Annotated in this window: 21 protein-coding genes; 10 read left to right on the top strand and 11 right to left on the bottom strand. The window is 69.4% G+C overall.

The features are described 5' to 3' along the window. Positions 1-348 precede the first annotated feature (348 nt). Genes BAY61_RS16395 through BAY61_RS16385 form a run of 3 tightly spaced genes read left to right on the top strand, consistent with a single transcriptional unit; the run spans position 349 to position 2566 of the window. Complete coding sequence (locus BAY61_RS16395) at positions 349-1230, top strand: LLM class F420-dependent oxidoreductase (RefSeq protein WP_091805283.1); 882 nt, start codon at positions 349-351, stop codon at positions 1228-1230. Further along, on the top strand, positions 1227-1712 hold the full coding sequence (locus BAY61_RS16390; protein ID WP_170140199.1) for a nuclear transport factor 2 family protein: 486 nt from the start codon (positions 1227-1229) through the stop codon (positions 1710-1712). Before BAY61_RS16395 ends, BAY61_RS16390 begins: the two co-directional genes overlap by 4 nt. Continuing rightward, the gene (locus tag BAY61_RS16385; RefSeq protein WP_091804794.1) at positions 1712-2566 is read left to right on the top strand and encodes an SDR family NAD(P)-dependent oxidoreductase; all 855 of its coding nucleotides are present in this window, start codon (positions 1712-1714) and stop codon (positions 2564-2566) included. The genes BAY61_RS16390 and BAY61_RS16385 overlap by 1 nt, the downstream gene beginning before the upstream one ends. Here BAY61_RS16385 and BAY61_RS16380 read toward each other — a convergent pair whose 3' ends face one another. Genes BAY61_RS16380 through BAY61_RS16360 form a run of 5 tightly spaced genes read right to left on the bottom strand, consistent with a single transcriptional unit; the run spans position 2567 to position 6531 of the window. Further along, the gene (locus BAY61_RS16380; RefSeq protein ID WP_245865136.1) at positions 2567-3436 is read right to left on the bottom strand and encodes an LLM class F420-dependent oxidoreductase; all 870 of its coding nucleotides are present in this window, start codon (positions 3434-3436) and stop codon (positions 2567-2569) included. After that, positions 3433-3930 carry a nuclear transport factor 2 family protein gene (locus BAY61_RS16375; protein WP_091804792.1) on the bottom strand — a complete coding sequence of 166 codons (498 nt, stop codon included), beginning with the start codon at positions 3928-3930 and terminating at the stop codon, positions 3433-3435. The genes BAY61_RS16380 and BAY61_RS16375 overlap by 4 nt, the downstream gene beginning before the upstream one ends. After that, positions 3927-4817: a TIGR03619 family F420-dependent LLM class oxidoreductase gene (locus tag BAY61_RS16370; RefSeq protein ID WP_091804789.1), complete on the bottom strand. Its 891-nt coding sequence runs from the start codon at positions 4815-4817 to the stop codon at positions 3927-3929. Before BAY61_RS16370 ends, BAY61_RS16375 begins: the two co-directional genes overlap by 4 nt. Before the next feature lie 23 nt (positions 4818-4840). Next, complete coding sequence (locus tag BAY61_RS16365; protein WP_091804785.1) at positions 4841-5890, bottom strand: TIGR03617 family F420-dependent LLM class oxidoreductase; 1050 nt, start codon at positions 5888-5890, stop codon at positions 4841-4843. Beyond that, positions 5890-6531 (bottom strand): PaaI family thioesterase, encoded by a 642-nt coding sequence (locus tag BAY61_RS16360; protein WP_110057703.1) that lies wholly within the window; start codon positions 6529-6531, stop codon positions 5890-5892. The genes BAY61_RS16365 and BAY61_RS16360 overlap by 1 nt, the downstream gene beginning before the upstream one ends. Positions 6532-6767: 236 nt before the next feature. Here BAY61_RS16360 and BAY61_RS16355 point away from each other — a divergent pair, with 236 nt between their 5' ends. After that, complete coding sequence (locus BAY61_RS16355; RefSeq protein WP_091804782.1) at positions 6768-8438, top strand: AMP-binding protein; 1671 nt, start codon at positions 6768-6770, stop codon at positions 8436-8438. Positions 8439-8445: 7 nt separating this feature from the next. Here BAY61_RS16355 and BAY61_RS16350 read toward each other — a convergent pair whose 3' ends face one another. Genes BAY61_RS16350 through BAY61_RS16340 form a run of 3 tightly spaced genes read right to left on the bottom strand, consistent with a single transcriptional unit; the run spans position 8446 to position 10527 of the window. Next, entirely contained in the window at positions 8446-8970 is a 525-nt protein-coding gene (locus BAY61_RS16350) for a nuclear transport factor 2 family protein (RefSeq protein ID WP_091804779.1), read from the bottom strand. Next, positions 8967-9716, bottom strand: a complete 750-nt coding sequence (locus BAY61_RS16345) for an SDR family NAD(P)-dependent oxidoreductase (protein WP_091804776.1) — start codon at positions 9714-9716, stop codon at positions 8967-8969. Before BAY61_RS16345 ends, BAY61_RS16350 begins: the two co-directional genes overlap by 4 nt. 40 nt (positions 9717-9756) lie before the next feature. After that, on the bottom strand, positions 9757-10527 hold the full coding sequence (locus BAY61_RS16340) for an SDR family NAD(P)-dependent oxidoreductase (RefSeq protein ID WP_091804773.1): 771 nt from the start codon (positions 10525-10527) through the stop codon (positions 9757-9759). A gap of 325 nt (positions 10528-10852) precedes the next feature. Between BAY61_RS16340 and BAY61_RS16335 the strand changes: the two genes are divergently transcribed. Genes BAY61_RS16335 through BAY61_RS16325 form a run of 3 tightly spaced genes read left to right on the top strand, consistent with a single transcriptional unit; the run spans position 10853 to position 14013 of the window. Beyond that, positions 10853-11728 (top strand): SDR family oxidoreductase, encoded by an 876-nt coding sequence (locus tag BAY61_RS16335; RefSeq protein ID WP_091804770.1) that lies wholly within the window; start codon positions 10853-10855, stop codon positions 11726-11728. Further along, positions 11725-12906 carry an acyl-CoA dehydrogenase family protein gene (locus BAY61_RS16330; protein ID WP_091804767.1) on the top strand — a complete coding sequence of 394 codons (1182 nt, stop codon included), beginning with the start codon at positions 11725-11727 and terminating at the stop codon, positions 12904-12906. Before BAY61_RS16335 ends, BAY61_RS16330 begins: the two co-directional genes overlap by 4 nt. A gap of 9 nt (positions 12907-12915) precedes the next feature. Beyond that, positions 12916-14013, top strand: coding sequence for an acyl-CoA dehydrogenase family protein (locus BAY61_RS16325; RefSeq protein ID WP_091804765.1), 1098 nt, complete (start codon positions 12916-12918; stop codon positions 14011-14013). An 8-nt stretch (positions 14014-14021) separates the two neighbouring features. On the opposite strand, the gene BAY61_RS16320 is transcribed toward BAY61_RS16325, so the two are convergent. From BAY61_RS16320 to BAY61_RS16310, 3 genes are read right to left on the bottom strand one after another with little or no spacing between them, the layout of a single operon-like run. After that, on the bottom strand, positions 14022-14387 hold the full coding sequence (locus BAY61_RS16320) for a VOC family protein (protein WP_091804762.1): 366 nt from the start codon (positions 14385-14387) through the stop codon (positions 14022-14024). A gap of 40 nt (positions 14388-14427) precedes the next feature. Next, positions 14428-15225 (bottom strand): SDR family oxidoreductase, encoded by a 798-nt coding sequence (locus BAY61_RS16315; protein WP_091804759.1) that lies wholly within the window; start codon positions 15223-15225, stop codon positions 14428-14430. Continuing rightward, positions 15225-16376 (bottom strand): acetyl-CoA C-acetyltransferase, encoded by a 1152-nt coding sequence (locus BAY61_RS16310; RefSeq protein WP_091804756.1) that lies wholly within the window; start codon positions 16374-16376, stop codon positions 15225-15227. The genes BAY61_RS16315 and BAY61_RS16310 overlap by 1 nt, the downstream gene beginning before the upstream one ends. Before the next feature lie 147 nt (positions 16377-16523). Between BAY61_RS16310 and BAY61_RS16305 the strand changes: the two genes are divergently transcribed. From BAY61_RS16305 to BAY61_RS16295, 3 genes are read left to right on the top strand one after another with little or no spacing between them, the layout of a single operon-like run. Further along, positions 16524-18143 (top strand): FadD3 family acyl-CoA ligase, encoded by a 1620-nt coding sequence (locus BAY61_RS16305; RefSeq protein WP_091804752.1) that lies wholly within the window; start codon positions 16524-16526, stop codon positions 18141-18143. A 36-nt stretch (positions 18144-18179) separates the two neighbouring features. Continuing rightward, positions 18180-19400, top strand: coding sequence for an acetyl-CoA C-acetyltransferase (locus tag BAY61_RS16300; RefSeq protein ID WP_091804750.1), 1221 nt, complete (start codon positions 18180-18182; stop codon positions 19398-19400). Between the two features lie 26 nt (positions 19401-19426). Next, positions 19427-20284, top strand: coding sequence for a branched-chain amino acid ABC transporter permease (locus BAY61_RS16295; RefSeq protein WP_091804747.1), 858 nt, complete (start codon positions 19427-19429; stop codon positions 20282-20284). Positions 20285-20286 lie beyond the last annotated feature (2 nt).

Below are 20286 nucleotides of genomic sequence, written 5' to 3'. Positions count from 1 at the left end.
GTCGCGCGGTCCGCGTCGAGCGCGACGGCGCCCTGGGTTCCGGGTGGCCTTCTTGGGGAGCCGGGGCCAGGTGTCAGGTGCCCTGCCGTGCGGTGCCCTGCCGTGCGGCGGCGGGGTGCGGCTCCCCGCGTGAGCGCGGAACTCGCGGTCACGAGCGCGGATCTGATCATCCCGACTGCGGATCTCGCCGACCCGACTGCGGGTCTGATCACCCCGGACGCGGAACTCGCCGTCCCGGGCGCGGGTCTCGGCGGGCTTGCCAAGTCTGGCCTTCCTCGCGCCCGCACTGGTAACCTTCCCATCGTCTGCCAAGCAAATGCTTGGTAGGCGACGGGAAGGAGGATGTACGTGAAGTACGCGGTACTGGCCCCGGTCTCGGCCGACACCACCGCGGATCCGGCCTGGATCGGCGAGTTCGCCCTGCACGCGGAAGCCTGCGGTTTCGAGTCCGTCGTCGTTGTCGAGCACACCGTGGTCATGAGCCGCTACACCAGCGTGTACCCCTACGCCGACACGGGCCGCATGGAGCTGGCCGACGACTGCCGCATCCCTGATCCGCTCGACCTGCTCGCCTTCCTCGCCGCGCGCACCAGCACGATAGGTCTCGCGACGGGCGTACTCGTCCTGCCCAACCACCACCCGGTCGTGCTCGCCAAACGCGCCGCGACGGTGGACGCCCTGTCGGGCGGACGGCTCAGGCTGTGCCTCGGCGTCGGCTGGATGCGCGAGGAGATCGAAGCGTGCGGCACCGACTTCGCGACCCGAGGCAGGAGGGCCGACGAGCAGATCGACGTGCTGCGCGCGCTCTGGACCGACACCCCGGAAGGGGCGAGTCACCACGGCGAGTTCTTCCACTTCGACGGCGCGATGAGCTACCCGAAGCCCGCCCGGCCCGGCGGCGTGCCACTGCACATCGGCGGACACTCCCCGGCTGCGGCAAGGAGAGCGGGCCGCCGAGGTGACGGCCTTCAGCCGCTGGGCGTCGCCGGTGCCGAGCTGCGCGGGCTGGTCGAGCTGATGCGCGCGGAGGCGGCCACGGCGGGGCGCGACCCGGGTCGGCTCGAACTCACGCTCGGTCACGCCGTCGGCCGGATCACGAAGGACAAGGCCCAGCGCATGGCCGCGATGGGGGCGACCCGGTTGCTGTTGAGCCCCGCCCCGACCGCCGATCTCGCCGAGGCGAAGGACGAACTGTCGGCCTGCGCGCGACGCGTGGGGATCGCGGCGTGAGGCTGTCCGAACGCGACCGTCTCGACCTGCTCGACCTCGCGGCACGCTACGCCCTCTACGCCGACCGGCGTGACCTGGACGCGCTCGCCGGGCTGTTCACCGAGGACGGCGTTCTTGTGCTTCCCGAGCCGCCGGCGAGCCTCGCGGCCACCACCCGGCACGAGGGGCACGCGCGGATCGGGTTCGCGCTGGCCGCGCTGCACGACATCCCTGTCACCGAGCACGCCGTCCTCGGCCATGTCATCGACGAACAACCCGCGACAGGCACCGCGAGCGGCACGGTCACCGGTACCGCTTCGCACGTCACGGACCGGCCGGACGGCCAAAGCCGCGACCTGATCTGGCACGTGCACTACCGCGACCGGTACCGGCGTGACCCCGGTGGCTGGCGATTCCACACCAGGCAACTGGACATCGACTGGATCGAAACCCGGCCCGTGCGCCTGCACAGGCAGGGCGGGGGAGACAGGAGGCGGCACTGATGGCGGCGAGCCACGAAAGGACACCCCGGAGCGCGAGCCACCTCACGGGCAAGGTCGCGGTCGTCACCGGGGGAGCACTCGGTATCGGCGGCGGCATCAGCCGCAGGCTCGCCGCGTCGGGAGCGCTGCTCGTCCTCAACGACATCTCCGCCGAGGCGGCCGAGGAGACCCGCGCGGACATCGACACGAAGGGCGGCCGGTGCGTCGTCGTGGCGGGTGACATCAGAGAGAAGGCGACCGTCGCCAGGGTGAGCGCGACCGCGCTGGACCTCGCGGGTGGCGGGGTGGACATCCTGGTGAACAACGTCGGCGACTTCCGGCCCGCGGCGAGGACTTTCCTGCACAGCACCGAGCAGCAGTGGCATCAGCTGTACGAACTGAACCTGCTGCACGTCATGCGGATGTGCCAGGCGCTGCTGCCCGCGATGGTCGAGCGCGGGACAGGCGCGATCGTGAACAACTCCACCGTCGAGGCGTTCAGGGGTATCCCGTTCGCGCCTGTCTACTCGGCCTTCAACGCCGGGGTCAGCGCGTTCACGAAGAGTCTCGCCGTGGACGTCGCCCAGTACGGGGTGCGGGTCAACGCGATCGCCCCCGATCTCGCCGACACTCCGCAGACCCCTGCCGCGGCAATGCTCAAAGGTCGCGACCCGGATCTGATCAGGACCTGGATCCCCGCCGGTCGGTTCGGGCGGCCCGACGACTACGCCGCGGTCGTGGAGTTCCTGGTGTCCGACGACGCCGGTTTCGTCACCGGGCACACCGTTCCCGTCGACGGGGGCACGCTCGCGGCCTCGGGCTGGTACGCGCGAGCGGACCGCAAGGGCTGGACGAACATGCCCAACGAGGCGTGATCAGCTCGCGGGAAGTTCGGCGAACGCGGTGAGTTGTTCGAGGTAGTGGTCGAGACTGCGGTGGCGCACGCTGAGATTGAGCACGGTGGCTCCGGCCTCTGCGGCGGCGTGCACGGCCTCACACGTCGCCTCGGGTTCGGTCATGGGGTCGAGCGGGCGTTGCGGCGACATCACGACGTCGAATCCGCTGGGCGCTTCGGCGCGGGTGAGCATGTCCTTCAGCCGCGTGGCGTCCGGTCCTCTGAATTGGACCGGGGCGGGCGCCCAGCCATCGGCCAGAGTGATGGCGCGGCGAAGGGCGCGTTCGCTGTGCCCTCCGATCCACAGCGGCACCCGCTCCTGGACGGCGTGCGGATCGATGACCAGGTCGGCGAAGTCGTAGTAGGGGCCGTGGTAACTCACGACGCCGCCGGACAGGCTCGCCCGCAGCGCGCGGAGCGCGTCGTCGGCTCGCGGTCCCCGATCGCCGAAGGGGACACCGAGCAGGTCGAACTCCTCGCGCAGGTTGCCGATACCGAGGCCGAGCGTCAGCCTGCCGCCGCTGAGCAGGTCGAGCGTTCCGTAGCGTTTCGCCAGTTCCAGCGGATGGTAGAAGGGCAGCACGAGCACATACGGGAGAAACCGGATGCGCTCGGTGAGCGCGGCAAGATAGGAGAAGGTAGCCAGCGGATCGTAGAACCGTTCGCCTCTTGCCAGCCCCGGCGGGACGGCGACGTGGTCCGGACAGGTCAGGAATTCGAAGCCGAGCCGGTCGGCCGTCCTTGCCACGGTGGACACCTCGGGCAGTCCCGCCGCGTGCTCCCATTCGGGTCGTCGGCCGGCGAGGGTGACGATGGGTGTGCTGATCCCGCAGCGCATGATGCCGCTCAACTTTCCGGCGCGGGATCGACCGCGCTCGCCGCGAGCGCCCGTCCCCTCGCGCCGCCGTCGAGTTGCCGGTTGACCCGATCGCGCACCTTCCAGCCTTCGCTGGTGCGTACGAACTCCCACCGGTTGACGCCGGTGCGCGCGACGCGGAATCCCTGCCCGTCCTTGTCGCGGAGCACGAGTTGCGAGGTGGTGACCACGGCCTCGTCGCCGTCGAGCGCGATGTGCGGGATACCGAGGAGATGTGCCGCGCCGGAGCCGATGAGGCCCTGATGCCGCGTGCCGAGAACCATCGCCGCGATTTCGCGCCTGCCTTCGAAAACGGCGGGATCCGAATCGTAGCTGCCGTCCTCGGTCCACATCGCGGCCACGACCTCGGCGGAACCGCTGTCGACGGCGGGCCCGTAACTCGCCACGATGTGCAGCAGCGCGAGCCGGTCCTCTGCCTCGCGCAACCGCCGCTCCAGTGCGGCGAGCCGGTTTTCGGTGCTGGTCATGGAACCTCCTGAATCGCGCGCGTCGTGCGAGCCCAGCCCGCCGAGGGAAACAGTTCGGTGAGCGCGGTGAGCTGTGCCAGCAGGTGTTCGCGGTCGTGGTGGACGAAGCTCGCGTTGAGCATCGTCGCGCCTGCCAGCCGCGTCTCGGTCACGGCGCGCAGGGTCGCCTCGGGATCGCCGAGCGGGTCGAGCGCGCCGGTGTGCAGCACGACGTCGAATCCCGCCGGCGGCTCGACCGTGCCGAGCAGCGCGCGAACACGCTCGGGCGCAAGCCCGAACGGCATCCAGCCCTCGCCCAGCTCCACGGCCCTGCGCAAGGAACGCCGGGTGCGCCCGCCGACCCAGAAGGACACGTCCTCGCGTGGAGCGCAGGGTGTCACGACGACGTCGTCGAAGGTGTAGTGGTGGCCGTGATAGCGCGGCCGGCGCCGTCCCCACGCCACGCGCAGCGCGCGCAACGCGTCGTCGGCCCGTTCGCCCCTTTCGCCGAACGACGCGCCGAGCAGGTCGAATTCCTCGCGCAGCGAGCCGACCCCGACGCCGAGCACGACCCGGCCGCCGCTGAGCAGGTCGAGTGTCCCGTAGGACTTCGCCAGCGCGAGCGGATGGTGATAGCCGAGTACCAGAACGTTGGTGACCAGCCGGATGTGCCGCGTCCTGGCCGCGAGATAGCTCAGCGTCGCCAGCGGATCCCAGTAGACCGAGCCGCGTGACGCCGCGACATCGGGGGGAACGCCGACGTGCTCGCTGCACGTCAGGTGGTGGTAGCCGAGCAGGTCGGCGTGCTCGGCTACCACCACCAGGTCCTCGGCGCCCGCGTCGGCCTCCCACGGCGCGGCGGAACCGGGAAGCTGGACGACGACGGGACTGAGCAGTCCGAAGCGCATGACTTTCCTTTCGCCGATCGTGCTTATGTGGCCGGGTGGTCGTGGCGCGTCGGAATGTCCTTGATGGACTCCAGCACGCCCGCGAATCTCGCGTCGTCGGCGGGGTCTTCGGGGAGCCGGATGGCGAGCCCTTCGCACAGTCCGCCGTACCATTCGTGAAGTACGTCGGGCAGTTCGGCGAAGCCTGCTTCCGGGACGAGACCGGAAAGGACCTCGTCGGTGAGGACGGAGGAAAGCCGTTGCCAGCGCCGCTGGCCGACCAGTTCGGTGAGCCGCGCACCGAGTTGTTCGTGACCGAGCATCGAGAGCGTCGGGCGGTAGGCGGGAGTCGAGTACAGGAAAGCCAGTTCGCGCCGCACGAGTTCGCGCGACGCGTCCAATGTGGTCTTGTCCGCTCCGGTCACGCAGAACGGCACCACCACGACGCGTGGACCGCCGTCGGATCGGCCAGCCGAGGACGCTCCTTCGGCGAGCGCGGGAAGTGTTGTGCCACGCAGGAAACGGGGATGGGAATTGGTGGCGTGTGAGACGTAACCGTCGGCGTGCGCGCCCGCGACGAGGCACATTCTCCTGTTGACGCCGCCGGTCCAGATCGGCGGCGCGGCCATGGAAGCCGGTCCGGGGTTGAAGTAGGGTTGCAGGCGGTCGAAGCGGAAGTGACTGCCGTGGTAGTCGAGTGGTTCGCCGGTGGTGAACGCCGCGAAAATCGCCCGCAGAGCCCCGATGTAGTCGGCGAGCCACGGCGAAGGCCGCGACCACGGCACGGAAAACCGGCCCACGATGTTGCCCCTGACTTGGCTGGCGAGGCCGAGCTGGAACCGGCCGCCTGAGAACCGGGCGAGGTCCCACGCCGCGTAGGCGGTGACCATGGGACTGCGCGGGAACGCGAGGGTCATGCTGGTCCGCACGGTGAGGGTGGTGCTGTGTTCGAGCGCCAGCAACGCGACGGACAGCGAGTCGTGCACCGTCTCCGGGATGTGCACGGTGTCGAACCCGAGCGCCTCGATCCTGCGAACGCGTGTGCCGACGTCGTGCAGCGGGGTGTCGGCGGGCAGCGTCGTGACGAGTTCCATCACGCGAGGTCCGGCCGGACGGCGACGAACAGTCCCTCCGCCGACACGTGCGTGCCATGGCCGGTGGAGATGGTTCCGGTCGCCCTGATCTTGCGTCCCTCCGAGGACACCCGCTTGCCCCGCACGGTGCATTCGGTGAGCAGCGGCAACGGCCGGTGATAGGACACGCGCAGCCACGCGGTCATCGCCCTGTGTCCCGCGGCGGCGTTGGCGATGCCGAGTACGTGATCGAGCAGCAGCGCCGAGATTCCGCCGTGGACGTGTCCTGGCGGGCCCTGGTAGGGAAAGCCGAGCGTGGCGGTGCCGACGACACCGCCGGTGCCGTCGGCGGACACGGTCAGCGGGGGAGCGAGGGGGTTCGCGGCCCCGGTCACGGGATTGTGGTCGCGATTGTGCTCGGGGTTGTCCCACCTCGGCGGGGAAATCCGCCCGGAGCCCGCGATTTCGTCGGCGATCGCGTGCAGTTTGGCCGCGAGCAGAGCCGCATCGGCTGGCGGGTCCGCGTGCACGACGGTGTCGACGACCCTGCGAGCCGCGGCGGCGAGCTGAGCGATCCCTTCGGCCCCCGTCGGCGCGGGCTCCGGGGCGAGGTGAGGGTCGGCTGGGCTGGCTTCCCCTTCGGCCGGTACCGGCTCGGTCATGCCATCTCCTCCGGTCAAGCGCTTGGTCAACGGTAGGGAAGCCGGAACGGCCGGGCAAGGCCGTTGCCGGTCTGCGGGACCTGATTCGTGAACCGCTGACGTGCCCGGGCTCGTCCTTGACCTGGTGGTGCCACTCTGCTTATCGTCGGCCAAGCGCTTGCTTGGATTGCTCGGGTTGTCAGGGGTTCGCGGCGGGACGCGGTGCCGCCACCGTCACGACGGAGGGTTTGCCGACGATGAGCACGTTCGCCGAGATCATTCTGGAACGCGCCGAAGACGACCACCCCGGGCTCAGAGCCGGCGACCGGACCTGGACCTGGGCCGAGGTGACCCGGGAATGCGCCGAACGAGCGGCCCTGCTGCGCGAACTCGGCGTCGCGGGACGGCAGACGCACGTCGGCGTGCTGCTGGAAAACGTTCCGGACTACGTGTTCTGGATCGGCGCCGCCGCACTGAGCGGCGACGTGATCGTCGGGATCAACCCGACCAGGCGCGGCGAGGAACTGGCACGCGACATCCGGCACACCGACTGCGCCGTGCTGATCACCGAGCGGCGAATGAACGGACTGCTCGGCGGAGTCGACCACGGCGTGCCGGCCGAGGCGGTCCTCGACATCGACAGCGAACACTACGCCGCTTTGCTCGCAGGCCATCGGTCAGCGCCGCCGCCCGCCGAGCTTCCCCCGGCCGACGCGATCCTGTTGCTGTTGTTCAGTTCCGGCTCGACGGGCGCGCCGAAAGCGGTGATCTGCACGCAGGGCAGGTTCGGTTTTCTGGCCGACAGCTTGACCGCGCGCACGGAACTGACTCGCGCCTCGGTGACCTATCTGTGCATGCCGCTGTTTCACGGCAATTCGGCGATGATGAACCTCGCGCCCGCGTGGAAAGCAGGTGCGACGGTGTGCCTTGCGAGGAAGTTCTCGGCATCCGGATTCGCGGAGGACGTGCACCGCTACGGAGTCACCTTCGTCAACTACGTCGGCAGGGCACTGTCCTATGTGCTCGCCCAGCCCGAAGGGCCACGGGACGCCGAAAGCACGTTGGAGCTCGCGCTCGGCACGGAAGCCTCGGTACCCGACATCACCCGCTTCGCGGCCAGGTTCGGCTGCCGGGTGTCCGAGGGGTACGGGCTCAGTGAAGGCGTGCTGAGAATCAACCGCACGCCGGAAAGCCCTCCCGACGCGCTGGGGCTTCCGGTGGCCGGTGCCGATGTGCGAGTACTGAACGAGGAGACCGGAGCGGAATGCCCTCGCGCCGAGATCGACGAGTACGGCAGGTTGCGCAACGCCGAAGCGGCCGTCGGCCAGATCGTCGCCGTGGGCAAAGCGGCGGCGTTCGAGGGCTACTACGACAATCCGGGAGCCCACGCCGAGCGCGTGCGCGGCGAGGATTTCTGGACCGGCGATCTCGCCTACCGCGACGCCGAAGGCTACTTCTACTTCGCGGGCCGTTCGTCCGACTGGTTGCGGGTGGACAGTGAGAACTTCTCAGCCGCCCCCGTCGAACGGATTCTCCAGCGTTGGAACCGGATCGCGGAGGCGTTCGTCTACGCGGTTCCCGACCCCCGGACAGGGGACCAGGTGATGTGCGCCCTGCGGTTGCGCGAAGGCGCCGAGTTCGTTCCCGGCGAGTTCGCCGACTTCCTCGACCAGCAGCCGGACCTCGGGACGAAATGGCGGCCCCGGTTCGTCCGGATCGTGGCCGAGGTTCCGACGACGGGAAGCAACAAGGTCGCGAAAGCGGTGCTGCGCAAGACGGCGTGGAACACCACGGACCCGGTCTACTTCTCCGCCGGTTCCTCGCGCACGTTCGAACCGTTCGACAGCGGGAACCGCGACCGGATCGAGGCCGAGTTCGGCCGGTACGGCCGCGGCGCCCTGTTGCCGTCAGGCAGCGAACGACGATGACGCGGGGTCAGGACGGCCCCGCGCTCGCACGAGCCGTCGCGAGGTAGAGCGGATCGGTGCCGTCCCTGCGACCGGAAGGACCCTTGCCTTCCTTGGCCAGGAGCCTGCCCGCGTCCGAACGGGTCCATTCCCGGACCGCCCAGCGCTCGCTGATCGCCCACCTGCTCTGGCGGCGGGTCATGAGATCGACGTAGCGGAAACCGCTGGTGAAATTGCGGCGGGGGTCGTCGCCGGGATCGCCCCAGTGCACCGCCGTCCCGTAGGTTTCGCTGACCGCGTAGTCACCGTGCAGCTCCGCGATATGGTTGCCGACGATGTGCATGGTGCCGGAAAACCGTTGCAGGGCACCGGCCAGCCAGTCGACGTACTCGTCTGCCGTGCCGTCGAAACCGGTGTGATGGTCGATGCCCTCTGCGTGATAGGCGGAGCGGACGAGGCCGAGATCGAGCCGGTCGACACCGCGGCAGTAGCGCAGCACCACCTGGTGAATTTCGTGGCGGTCGTTGTGTTCCGAGTCGCGTGCGGCCGTCACTGGGTCACCGTCCACCCGCCGTCGACCGGGACGAACGCGCCGTTGACGTAGGCGGCGAGCGGGGAAAGCAGGAACAGCACCGGCCACGCGATGTCGTCCGGGGTTCCCATGCGGTGCAACGGGATCCGGCCGAGTACCCGTTTGCCGACGTCGCTTGCCGCGAATCCGGCGAGCCGGGGAGTGTCCGTCATGCCAGGAGCGACCGCGTTGGCCCGGACCTCGTGACCGCGGTAGGCGGCGAGATGCCTGGTGTAGCCCGTGATGGCGGACTTGCCGGCGCAATACCAGTCTGACGCGGTACCGATGACATTGCCGGCCACGGAGGCGATGTTGACCAGCGAAGCGCCATCCGGCGCGCCCGTGGCCAGCCACGAGTCCACCATGCGGCGCATGCTGCCCACCGAGATCCGCAGCGCCTCCTCGAATTCCAGTTCGACAGCCGAGGAAGGACCCGCGTTGTTGACGAGGTGCCGTATCGTCCCCAGTTCGCGGCTGCGAGCCAGCCCGCGTTCGACATCGGCGGCTTCGCTGACGTCGGCGGTGATGGCGTGCGCGGTCCCACCGGTCCGCGCGATGTCGGCGACCGTGGCGGCGACCCCGGCTTGGTTGACGTCCCAGGCCGCGACCGTCAGGCCCGCCTCAGCCGCGCGCAGTGCGACGGCCTTGCCGATCCCGCTCGCCGCGCCGGTGACCACGACGACATCACCGGCGCCGAACCCGAACGGTGCTCTGGCCACTGTGGTCATCGTCGTCTCCCGTCGTCGGTTCCCCGGAGCGGTGTCGTGCTCAGACGCCGTAACCGCCGTCGACGTCGAGCTTCTGCCCGGTGATGAAACCCGCCTGCTCCGAGGCGAGGAACACCGCGGCCCTTGCCACGTCTCCCGCGTCGCCGAACCTGCGCAACGGGATGTTGGCCTTCGCGACGGCCAGCGCGCGATCGTCGAGTTCGCCTGAGCTGATCAGCCGCTCGGCCATCCCTTCGGTGAGCATTCCGGGGCCGACGCTGTTGAATCGCACGCCGAACCTGCCCTCCTCGGCGGCGAACGCGCGCACCAGCGACTCGACCGCGGCCTTGGGGCTCGCGGAAAGCCCGTCCCTGACGGGGTAGCGGTGGGTCGCCGCCGTGGTGATCGCGACGACGCTGCCCTTGCTCTCGCGCAGCGAGGGCAACACCGCGTGCACGACGTTGAAGAACGCGGCGGCCTCCTGCCCGAGATGCTGGGCATAGCGGCCGGGGTCGACCCGCGACAGGTGAATCATCGGGATGTGCGGCCCGGCCGCGTGGATCACGGTGTGGATGGCGCCGAACCTGGCGCGCAACGTCTCGGCGTATCCGTCGACAGTGGACGGATCGGTGAGGTCCGCGGCGATCGAATCAGCGGTGACGCCGCTCGCCGTGAGTGCCGCGGTGAGCGTGTCGGCAGCCTCCGCGTTGGCCCGGTAGGTGAAGGCGACGGCCGAACCTCGCTCGGCGAGCAGCTTGCACACGGCCGACCCGATCCCGCCGGTGCCTCCGGTGACCAGTGCGACGCCGTCGCGAGCCGCGCCCTCGATCACCGGCCACCCCGCCTTCGTGGTGCGTCACCCGCTCGTTCGTCAAGCAAGCGCTTGGCCGGATGATATGGGGGCGTTCGGTGGGCGTCAACTGCCCGCCGGCGTAGCGCGGAGGCCGCCCGGCTGGGTCCGAACGCGGATGCCGGTGACGTGAGCGCGGATCTCGGCGACCTGAGTGCGGATCTCGGTGACGTGAGTGCGGATGTCGGCGTCCTGGACGGGGGGCTCGCGAGGGGAGCGCCGAGCTAGGTCAACCAAGCGCTTGCTTGTTCGGCTTGGCGTGTGGTTGGCTGGGCGGACGTGACGTCGACGCTGTGAGGTGGCCGCGATGACGGGGGTGTGCGCAGGGCGATCGGTGATCATCACCGGCGCCGGGCAAGGGCTCGGAAGAGCCCACGCGCGGGAATTCGCGAGGCAGGGAGCTCGCCTCGTGCTCAACGACACTGGTGCCGCCGTTCGCGCGCTCGCCGACGAGATCAACGCCGACGGCGGCGAGGCCGTCGCCAGCGTGGGCGACGTCGCGACATGGGACTACGCCGAAACGTTGGTGAACCTCGCCGTCGACACCTACGGCACGCTGGACACCCTGGTCAACAACGCGGGCATCAACAGGGACCGCATGCTGGTCACGATGACCGAGCGGGAATGGGACGACGTGCTCAGGGTCGACCTGAAAGGGCACTTCGCGCCGCTGCGGCACGCGGCAGCCTACTGGCGGGAGAAGGCGAAGGCGGGAGAGCCCGTCGCGGCCCGCGTCGTCAACACCTCGTCGGGCGCGGGGCTGCTCGGCAGCGTCGGCCAGGGCAACTACGCGGCCGCGAAGGCGGGCATCGCGGTGCTCACCCAGATCGCGGCCGTCGAGATGGCCCGCTACGGCATCGTGGTCAACGCCATCGCCCCCTCCGCGCGCACGCCGATGACCGAGGCGGTCTTCGCCGAGACCATGGCAAAGCCAGAGCACGGCTTCGACGCCATGGACCCCGCGAACGTCTCGCCGCTCGTGGCCTGGCTCGGCAGCACGGAAGCGGCTGGAGTCACCGGAAGGGTCTTCGAGATCGCGGGCGGCGAGGTGTCACTCGCCGACGGCTGGCGCCACGGTGTCGCCGCCTCGAAGAACACGCGGTGGGAGGCGCGCGAACTGGGCCCCGTCATCGAGGACCTGCTGGCGAAGTCCGAGGCGCCCGCACCGGTGTACGGAGCATGACGGTGACCGGTGACCTCACGGTGAGCCCCGAGGACGAACTGTTCAGGGCCGAGGTGCGGGCCTGGCTCGTCGAACACCTGCACGGGGACTTCGCCGACATCGTCGGTACCGGTGGCCCCGGCAGGGAGCACGAGGCGCTGGAGCGGCGCAGGGAGTGGGAACGCAGGCTCGGCGACGGCAACTGGATCGGCCTCGGCTGGCCGGTCGACAAGGGCGGCAGGGGAGCGTCGCTGACCCGCCAGGTGATCTTTCACGAGGAGTACGCGAGAGCGGGAGGGCCGGGGCGGCTCGGCCATATGAGCGAGCAACTCGTCGGTCCCACGTTGCTCGCGTTCGGCACGCCCGAACAGCAGGACCGGTTCCTGCCCGGCATCCTGAGCGGCGAGGTGTTGTGGTGCCAGGGTTACTCGGAGCCGGGAGCGGGCTCCGACCTCGCCGGTGTGCGCACGAAGGCGGCTGTGCGTGGCGAGGAGTACGTGCTCGACGGTCAGAAGGTGTGGACTTCGCTCGCGCACATCGCCGACTGGTGTTTCGTCATCGCGCGCACCGATCCCGCGCAAGATCGGCACCGTGGTCTTTCCTACCTGCTCGTGCCCATGGCGCAGCCGGGGATCCGGGTGCGGCCCATCGTGCAGATCACCGGCACCTCGGAGTTCAACGAGGTGTTCTTCGACGGCGCGCTGACCGGCGTCGAGAACAGGGTCGGCGACGAGGGCGAGGGCTGGCGAGTGGCGATGGGCACGCTGGCTTTCGAACGCGGGGTCGCCACGCTGGGCCAGCAGATCGGTTTCGAGCGTGAACTGACCGCCGTCGTCGAGACCGCGCGAGCGACCGGCGCGCTCGACGATCCCGCGTTGTGTGCCCGCCTCGTCGACGCCTGGATCGGGCTGAAAGTCATGCGCTACACGGCGATCAGGACGCTGGCCTCCTCGGGAGATGGCGCGCCTGGCTTCGAGGGTTCCATCTCGAAGCTGCAATGGGCCAACTGGCATCGCGATCTCGGTGAGCTCGCCGTCGACGTAGCGGGCACCGGCGCGCTCGTTACCGAAGGGGCGCCGTACGAGCTGACCGACGCGCAGCGGTTGTTCCTCTACACCCGCGCGGACACGATCTACGGCGGCACCAATGAAGTGCAGCGCAACATCATCGCCGAGCGCATGCTCGGCCTGCCCCGGTGAGGTGAGCGGGTGAAGCAGCACGGCACCGCGACGCACGCGGACGAGCGACGTGACATGCGCCGTACCGTGGCCGATTTCCTGGAAAGGTACTCGGATTCGGCTCAGGTGCGCGCGGCGATGGCGAGTGAGCGGGGCTACGACGCGGCGTTGTGGCGGCGCTGCGCCGAGGAGCTGGGCACGACGGCGCTCGTCGTGCCGGAACGGTGCGGCGGGCTCGGTTTGGGATTCGGCGACGCCGCCGTGGTCATCGAGGAGTTCGGCCGCAGGGTCGTCCCGTCCCCGCTGCTGACCACGGTGGTTGCCGCGACCGTGGCCTCGGCGTGTCACACCGGGGAGGCCGACCGCCTGCTGCGCGCGATCGCGGCGGGCGGACTCGCCGTCTCGATCGCGTTTCCCGGCGAACGGCCGGTTCGCGCGAGTGAAACCGGGGCAGCCTGGACGTTGCGGGGCAGGCCAGCGCCCGTCATGCACGGAGCGCACGTCGACACCCTGCTGGTGGCCGCCGACACTGCCGGTGGGCCGGGCCTGTTCGTGGTCGAGCGTGCGGCCGAGGGAGTGCGGTCCGATCGCTTGGTGACGCTCGACCAGACGAGATCACTGGCCGAGGTCGAACTGGCAGACGCCCCCGCCGTCCCGCTCGCGGCATCGAGCAAGATGAAGTCCATTGTGGACCTATTGACGGACTTGACGCTGATCGCGCTGGCCACCGAGTCGGCAGCGGCGGCGCGTTCCTGCCTCGAAGCCACCGTCGAGTACCTGAAGGTCCGGCACCAGTTCGGCAAGCCGCTCGGCTCGTTCCAGGCACTCAAGCACCGTTGTGCCGATCTCGCGGTCGACGTCGAGGGCGCGGAATCGACGGCCTGGTACGCGGTGGAAACCGCGATGTCGGATCCGGGGGAGCGGGCCGTTCTCGCGCCGCTGGCCAAGGCGGTGTGCGCCGACACCTTCATGCGGGTGGCCGCCGAGTCGGTCCAGCTGCACGGCGGGATCGGGTTCACCTTCGAACACGACGCCCACCTTTTCCTCAAGCGGGCCAAGGCGAATCAGCATCTGCTCGGTTCGCCGTCGGAGCTGCGCCGGAGGATCGGTACCGCGGCGGGGCTGTGACCCTGGAGTCACGCAACCTCTGCGCGCAGGACACAGAACTCGTTGCCCTCGGGATCGGCGAGAACGGCCCAGCCCGAGCCGTCCGGCTCCCGGTGATCGGCGACCCAGGTGGCTCCGAGTTCCAGCAGCCGCGCGATCTCCGCCTCGCGCGAGGTCGAGGGGCGCAGGCACAGGTGGATGCGGTTCTTGCTCGTCTTCGGCTCCGGCACCTGGTTGAAGTGCAGCAACGGGCCCTCCGGAAGCATCACCTGCGTCTCCGGCTCGCCCGGCTTGTCCTCAGGGTGCAGCGGGTAACCGGTCACCCCGCTCCAGAACCGAGCCAGTTCGTAGGCATCCGCACAGTCGGTCGCCACGTTGCGCACCACTGAGAACATGCGGCGATCCTGCCCGAGCGCTGCCCCGGCCGCCAGCGGATTACGGCTGGGTCCCGCCCGCCCGCGTCTCGTGCGGGGAGGGGTTCACCGCCAGATAGCGGGCGGGAAACTCGCCGCCACCGTCCACAAGCAACTCGGTGCCGTTGAGGTAGCCGGCCGACGGCGCGGCCAGTAGCAGGCACGCCGCCGCGACGTCGTCGGGCTCCGCCATCCTCGCCATGGGAATCGTGGCGGCGACCTGTTCCTGACCGTTCTCGTCACCGTAGTTGAGGTGGGACAGTTCCGTGCGCACGAGTCCTACCGTGACCTGGTTGACCCTGACCTTCGGCGCGAACTCCATGCCGAGTGACTTGGTGAGCATCGTCAGCCCCGCTTTCGCTGCGGAGTAGGCCGTCGCGCCCGGCGCCGGATCACGGCCCGCGACGCTGCCGATGTTGATGATCAGCCCGCCTTCGCGCTGGTTTCGCATCACCTCGTTGGCTGGTTGCGCGACGTAGAACGGGGCCAGCAGGTTGAGTGTCACGACCGCCGACACGAAGCGGGGCGACATCGTCGCCGTGTCGGCGGGTGGCGCGCCGCCCGCGTTGTTGACGAGCACGTCCAGCCTGCCGAAGCGGTCGGCGCAGGCGCGCACGACCGAGGCGGCCTCGCCGGGCCGCCGGATGTCGGCGGCGACGAAGGAGGCCCGTTTTCCCTCGTGGGAGGGCAGGTCCGCGGGCTCGTTCCGGCCGCACACCAGCACGTCGGCGCCCTCGGCGAGAAACCGGCGGCTGATGGCGGCGCCGATGCCGCGCGTGCCTCCGGTGACGATGACCGCCTTGCCGTCGTGCTCGCCCATCAGAGCCGTTCCAGGATCGTCACGTTGGCTTGTCCTCCGCCTTCGCACATGGTTTGCAGGCCGAACCGGCCGCCGGTGCGTTCGAGTTCGTGCAGCAGGGTGGTCATCAGCCTCGCCCCGGTAGCCCCGAGCGGATGCCCGAGTGCGATGCCGCCGCCGTTGACGTTGACTCTCGCCGGATCGGCACCGCTTTCCCGTAGCCAGGCCAGTACGACGGAGGCGAACGCCTCGTTGATCTCGACGAGGTCGATGTCGCCGATACCGAGCCCGGTGCGGGCCAGCGCTCGTTCCGTCGCGGGAATGGGTGCGGTGAGCATCCACACCGGGTCGGCGGCCCGCACCGAAATGTGGTGGATGCGCGCCCGTGGCGTTACCCCGTGCTCGCGCACCGCCCGCTCCGACATGACCAGCAGTGCCGCCGCGCCGTCGCAGATCTGGCTCGATACGGCGGCGGTGACGCTGCCACCTTCTTCCAGGGGCGTCAGCGCGGCCATCTTCTCCAGTGAGGTGGTCGCCCTTGGACACGTGTCCACGTTCGCCTCGCCGAGCGGGACGATCTCGCGGACGAACCGGCCCTCGCCGATCGCCGTGACCGCCTTTTCGTGGCTGTGCAGGGCGAACTCCTCCATGTCGCGCCTGCTGATGCCCCATTTGCGCGCGATCATTTCCGCCGACCTGAACTGCGAGACCGGCACATCGCCGTAGCGCCGCACCCAGCCCTCGGAACCGGAGAAGGGATCGGGGAAGCCGAATTGCCGGCCCGTCGTCATGGCCGCGGAGATGGGGACGGCACTCATGTTCTGCACCCCGCCGGCGACGACGACGTCGGCGGTTCCGCTGAGCACGGCCTGTGCCGCGAAGTGCACCGCCTGTTGCGACGATCCGCACTGCCGGTCGACCGTCACCCCGGGTACTTCCTCGGGAAGTCCCGCGGCGAGCCACGCGGTGCGGGCGATGTCGCCTGCCTGGGAGCCGATGGTGTCCACGCAGCCGAGGATGACGTCCTCCACCGCGGCCGGGTCGACACCGGCGCGGTTCATCAGCGCGGACAGCACGTGCGCGCCGAGGTCGGCGGAATGGATGGCGGCCAGCCCGCCTCCGCGTTTGGTGACCGGCGTGCGGACCGCGTCAACGAGGTAAGCCTCGGCCATGTGCGGATCCTCCCAGGTTGCTCTGCGGTGAGCGAATGGTCGAGCCGAAAGTCTAGCAAGCGCTTGGTTGGGTCGCTAGGATCGGGACGCGAATCGCGGCCGTGAGACACCGGCGTATTCACCCGGACCCATTCAGGGAGGCGCATCGTGCCGGAAACGAACACCGCGGGCTGGACGACCATTCCCGCCGCCGTGCGGGCAGCTGCCGCCACGGCTCCGGACACGCTCGCGGTCGTTGACGGCGATCTCCGGCTGACCTACGCCGAACTCGATGCCGAGGTGACCCGGTTCGCGCGTGGCGTGATCGCGAGGGGAATGCGCCCGGGGGAGCGGGCCGCGGTGTGGGCGCCGAACTCGGGCCGGTGGATCATCGCCGCACTGGGCATCATGGCGGCGGGCGGCGTCCTCGTGCCGGTCAACACTCGGTTCAAGGGCGAGGAGGCACGCCACGCGCTGGCCAAAGTCAGGGCAGAGCTGCTGGTAGTCGACGACGGTTTCCTCGGCAACGCCTACCTCGCCATGTTGCGCGGCGGGGTAGGCGTTGCCCTGCCGGAGCCGACAAGCGAGACACCGGTCCCCGCGCTGCCGTCGTTGCGCACCGTGGTGACCATGCGCGCGAGCGACGACCCCTTCGTCCTGCCGTTCGACCGGTTGACCGCCGACGGGGAGCGGATTCCCGCCGCCGAGGTCGACCGGCGCGTCGCCGATCTGCGGCCCGACGACGTCGCCGACATCCTGTTCACCTCCGGTACCACGGGTTTTCCCAAGGGCGCGATGGTGACCCACCGCAGCAACCTGTGGGTGGACGAGGCGTGGAGCGACATGGTCGGCCTGCTGCCGGGCGACCGCTATCTGCTGATCAACCCGTTCTTCCACAGTTTCGGCTACCGCGCCGGAATTCTGGCCTGCCTCGTGCGCACGGCGACCATGGTGCCGCTCGCGGTGTTCGACGTAGAGGCCGCGCTGGAACTGGTGCAGGCGGAGCGGATCACCGTCTTCCCTGGAGCGCCCACCGTGTACTCCTCGATACTGGCGCATCCCCGCAGGGGCGATTACGATCTCGGATCCGTGCGGCTGGCCGTCACCGGCGCGACCGTGGTTCCCGTGCCACTGCTGAAAAGCATGCGGGCCGACCTCGGGTTCCGGGACGTCATCACCGCATACGGGCTCACCGAAACCTGTGGAACGGCAACGGTGTGCCCGCCGGACACCGACCAGGAACGACTGTCCACAAGCTGCGGCAAAGCGATTCCCGGAGTCGAGGTCGTCATCGCAGACCCTGGCGGCGAAACGGTTCCCACCGGGGAGAAAGGCGAGATCCTCGTCAGGGGTGCCAACCTCATGGTCGGCTACTTCGAGGATCCCGGCGCGACCGCGAAAGCCATCGACGCGGCGGGCTGGCTGCACACCGGCGACATCGGCTGGCTCGACGCCGACGGCTACCTGAGGGTCACCGACCGGCTCAAGGACATGTTCGTCGTCGGCGGCTTCAACGCCTACCCCGCCGAGATCGAACGGTTGTTGTCCGAACACCCCGATGTCGCGGAGGTCGCGGTCGTCGGGACCCCCGACGACCGGCTGGGCGAGGTCGGGCACGCCTACGTCGTGGCGAGGGAAGGGCGAACCCCCACCGAGGAGGAGCTGACCGCCTTCTGCCGCGACACCATGGCCAACTACAAGGTGCCCCGGCACTTTTCGTTCGTCGGGGAGCTGCCCCGCACGCCGAGCGGCAAGATCCAGAAGTTCCGGCTCGGCGCGAGCCGCTGACACGCGCGATCCCCGAACTTTCACGAAGGAGTCACCATGCCCGAAGCCGTGATCGTCGCCGCCGCGCGCTCGCCCATCGGCAAGGCATACAAGGGCTCGCTCACCTCGGAGCGCGCCGACGATCTCGCCGTCGCCATGGTGCGTGCGGCACTGGACAAGGTGCCCTCGCTCGATCCGCACGAGGTGGACGACGTACTGCTCGGCACGGCCCAGCCAGCCGGAGAGCAGGGGTACGGCCTGGCCAGAGTCGTCGCGGTGACCCTGGGCCTCGACGACGTACCGGGAACCACGGTGCAGCGCTACTGTGCCTCCAGCGTGCAGACCACGCGGATGGCCCTGCACGCCGTCAAGGCGGGCGAGGCCCGGGTGCTGATCTCGGCGGGAACCGAGGTGGTGTCCCGGTTCGGTGCCGGCAAGGCGGACGGCATGCCCGACACCCGCAATCCCCGTTACGCCGATGCCGGAAAGCGCAGCGAACAGCGCGCGGCGGCAGGGTCCGCGCCATGGACCGACCCACGTGCCGAGGGCACGTTGCCCGACGTCTATGTCGCGATGGGACAGACAGCGGAGAACGTCGCCCAGTCCCGTTCGGTGAGCAGGACGGCGCAGGACGAGTTCGCCGCGCTGAGCCAGCAGCGGGCGCAGCGGGCCATCGCCGACGGGTTTTTCGCCACCGACATCACCCCGTTCACCCGCGCCGACGGTGTCGTCGTCTCCGCCGACGACGGGCCGAGGCCCGGCGTGACCGCCGAGAAGCTTGGCTCGCTGAAGCCCGCTTTCCGGGAGGACGGCACGGTGACGGCCGGAAACTGCTGCGGCCTCAACGACGGCGCGGCGGCACTGGTGATCATGTCCGCCGACCGCGCGAGCGAACTGGGGATCACCCCGCTGGCGCGGATCGTCTCGACCGGCGTTTCCGCGCTGTCACCCGAGATCATGGGCCTCGGTCCCGTCGAGGCGACCCGCCGTGCGCTGGCGCTTGCCGGTATGTCCACGAGCGACCTCGACCTCGTCGAACTGAACGAGGCGTTCGCGGCGCAGGTGCTGCCGGTGGTCGACGAGCTGAAACTCGACATCGACAAGGTCAACGTCCACGGTGGAGCGATCGCGCTCGGTCACCCGTTCGGCCAGACCGGAGCGCGGCTGACCACGACGTTGCTCAACGGGCTCGCTTTCCGGGGCGGTCAGACCGGTCTCGTCACGATGTGCACGGCGGGCGGCCAGGGGATGGCGCTCGTACTGGAACGCCTTTCCTGACTACAGCCAAAAGGAGGTAGGTCCAGGTGACAGCCGTCTGGTCCGGCCTTTCGATCGGGGCGGTCTACGCCCTTGTCGCCATCGGGTACAACCTGGTCTTCATCGCGTACACGACGTTCAACTTCGCGCACGCGCAGCTCATGATGTTCGCGGTATTCGTGACCTATTGGGGACTGGTCGTCGCGGAGCTGCCGGTCGTGCTGATCTTTCTTATCGCCGCGGTGGGTATCGGCCTCATCGCGCTGGTTGAGGAGTTCATCGCGATCCGCCCGGTGAAGGGAATACACGCGCACCTCGTCACCACGCTCGGCATGGCGACCCTTGTGGACGGTGTGACCAGGCTGATCTGGGGCGACCAGGTACTCAAAGTTCCCGCGACCGGATCGGACGCGACGCTGACTCTGTTCGGCGGCAGGGTCAGCGCCGTCGAGCTCACCCTGATCGCGGTCGTCATCGTGATCACGGTGGCCCTCACCGGCTACGGCAGACGGTCGCGCACCGGTCTTGCCCTGCTTGCCATGGCCGAGGACAGAGAAGCCGCGCAGTTGCGCGGAATCAACGTCGGCAGGCTCGCGCTCGGTGCCTTCGTGTTCACCGGCGTCCTCGCCGGACTGACCGGCCCGCTGGTCGGCCCGAAGACCTTCGCCGTTGCCACGCTCGGCGCGGCGCTGGCGCTCAAGGGGTTCGTCGCGGTCGCGATCGGCGGCTTCGGCAGCCTGCCCGGCGCGCTGATCGGCGGATTCGTCGTCGGGCTCGTCGAGGCGCTGTCCGGAAGGTGGCTGGGCAGCCAGTTCCCCACGATCATGGTGTTCGTCGTGCTGATCCTCATCCTTGTGCTCAAACCGACCGGATTGTTCGGTACGACAAGGGAAAGGATGGTGTGACC

Origin of the sequence: Prauserella marina (genome assembly GCF_002240355.1) — a bacterium.
Taxonomy (GTDB): domain Bacteria; phylum Actinomycetota; class Actinomycetes; order Mycobacteriales; family Pseudonocardiaceae; genus Prauserella_A; species Prauserella_A marina.
Note: the sequence above shows the minus strand (reverse complement) of the source record. Positions and strands in the feature narration are given on the sequence as shown.